Origin of the sequence: Plasticicumulans sp. (assembly GCF_035331805.1) — a bacterium.
In the GTDB taxonomy this organism is placed as follows: Bacteria; Pseudomonadota; Gammaproteobacteria; order Competibacterales; family Competibacteraceae; genus Plasticicumulans.
In genome coordinates this window covers 1-1,992 of record NZ_DAOLKE010000498.1, presented here as the reverse complement: position 1 = coordinate 1,992, position 1,992 = coordinate 1, and the positions used below count along the sequence as shown (strand labels likewise).

Genomic DNA, 1,992 nt, shown 5'->3' with positions numbered 1-1,992 from the left:
CGGCCAGCCAGTCGTGCGTGGCATCGACGGCGCTGACGATGCGCGATTCCGGCACCGGCAGGCCGAGCCCGGCGAGCTGGGCGGCGATCGCCGTGCGCGTCTGGCGCGTGGTGTTGGTGACGAAGGCATGCGGCACGCCGGCCGCGGCGAGGCGCGCCAGCGTTTCGGCCGCTCCCGGCAGCGCGCGGTCGTTGACGTGCAGCACGCCGGCCAGATCGATCAGCAGCCCCTCGGGTTTCGCGGCAACAGCGGTCATCTGCAGGCTCCGGTCGGCGGGCTGCGCACCAGCATAACGCTTTGCTGCGCTGCGCAAAGCCCGCCGGCGACTAGCTGACGGCTTGCGGCGCACCCGTGGGCGAGGGCGGTGCTTGCGTATAATCGCCGCTCTGTTTCCGCGCCCACCCGGGGAATCCGCACCGTCATGCAGTACCTCAGCACGCGCGGCGACGCCGCGGCCCGCACGTTTTCCGACATCCTGCTCGCCGGCCTGGCGCCGGACGGCGGCCTCTACCTGCCCGAGCACTATCCGCAGGTGAGCGCGGCCGAACTCGCCGCCTGGCGCGAGCTGCCGTATGCGGAACTGGCCTTCGAAATCCTGCGCAAGTTCGCGACCGACCTCCCGGAAGCCGACCTGCGCGCACTGACCGCGAAGACCTACACCGCCGCCGTCTACCGCAGCGACGCGATCACGCCGCTGCGCACGCTCGAACCCGGCCTGCACATCCTCGGTCTCTCGAACGGCCCGACGCTGGCGTTCAAGGACATGGCGATGCAGCTGCTCGGGAATCTCTTCGAGTACGTGCTCGGACAGAGCGGCGAGGAGCTGAACATCCTCGGCGCCACCAGCGGCGACACCGGATCGAGCGCCGAGTACGCGATGCGCGGCAAGCGCGGCATCCGCGTGTTCATGCTGTCGCCGCACGGCAAGATGAGCGCCTTCCAGACCGCGCAGATGTTCAGCCTGCTCGACCCGAACATCCACAACCTCGCCGTGCGCGGCGTGTTCGACGACTGTCAGGACATCGTCAAGGCCGTCTCCAACGATCACGCCTTCAAGGCGCGCCATCGCATCGGCACGGTCAACTCGATCAACTGGGCGCGCGTGGTCGCGCAGGTCGTGTACTACTTCCGCGGTTACTTCGCGGCGACCCGCAGCAACGACGAGGAAGTCGCGTTCGCGGTGCCGAGCGGCAACTTCGGCAACATCTGCGCCGGCCACATCGCGCGGCAGATGGGCCTGCCGATCCGCCGGCTGGTGCTCGCGACCAACGAGAACGACGTGCTCGACGAGTTCTTCCGCACGGGCGTCTACCGCCCGCGCGCCAGTGCCGAGACCTGGCACACGTCGAGTCCGTCGATGGACATCTCCAAGGCCTCGAACTTCGAGCGCTTCGTGTTCGACCTGATGGGCCGCGATGCCGCAAAGGTGCGCGAACTCTGGGCGCGGGTCGACGCCGGCGGCGCCTTCGATCTGTCCGGCACGCCGGAATTCGCCGCGATCACCGGGCGCTACGGCTTCGTCTCCGGCAGCAGCACGCACGCCGACCGCCTCGCCACCATCCGCGACACCGCCGCGCGCTTCGACGACGTGATCGACACGCACACCGCCGACGGCCTCAAGGTCGCGCGCGAATTCATCGAGCCCGGCGTGCCGATGATCGTGCTCGAAACCGCGCTGGCGGCGAAGTTCGAGGAAACCATCATCGAAGCCCTCGGCCGCAAGCCCGGGCGCCCGGACGGCTACGAACGGCTCGAATCCCTGCCGCAGCGCTTCGAGGTCATCGACGCCGATGCCGCGCAGGTGAAGGCGTACATCGCGAGGCATGTCGGCGGCTGAAGCCCGCCCTCACGGCCGGCGGAGCAGCCATCCGCCAGCCGACCGTGCTAGCATCCGGCTCCCGCCTGCCCACACCCCGCCCCGGTAGCTCAGCTGGATAGAGCGTCCCCCTCCTAAGGGGAAGGTCGGAGGTTCGAATCCTCTCCGGGGCACCA

General features: G+C 69.2%; 2 protein-coding genes and 1 tRNA gene. 2 read left to right on the top strand and 1 reads right to left on the bottom strand.

Annotated features, from left to right (window positions below; all coding sequences use genetic code 11):
* Positions 1–256 (bottom strand): HAD family hydrolase (locus tag PKE44_RS18805; RefSeq protein WP_324554280.1); only part of this gene is annotated, 256 nt, incomplete at its 3' end.
* A gap of 165 nt (positions 257–421) precedes the next feature.
* Between PKE44_RS18805 and thrC the strand changes: the two genes are divergently transcribed.
* Positions 422–1,837 carry a threonine synthase gene (gene thrC, locus PKE44_RS18800; protein WP_324554278.1) on the top strand — a complete coding sequence of 472 codons (1,416 nt, stop codon included), beginning with the start codon at positions 422–424 and terminating at the stop codon, positions 1,835–1,837.
* Between the two features lie 78 nt (positions 1,838–1,915).
* A tRNA-Arg gene (locus PKE44_RS18795) sits at positions 1,916–1,992 on the top strand.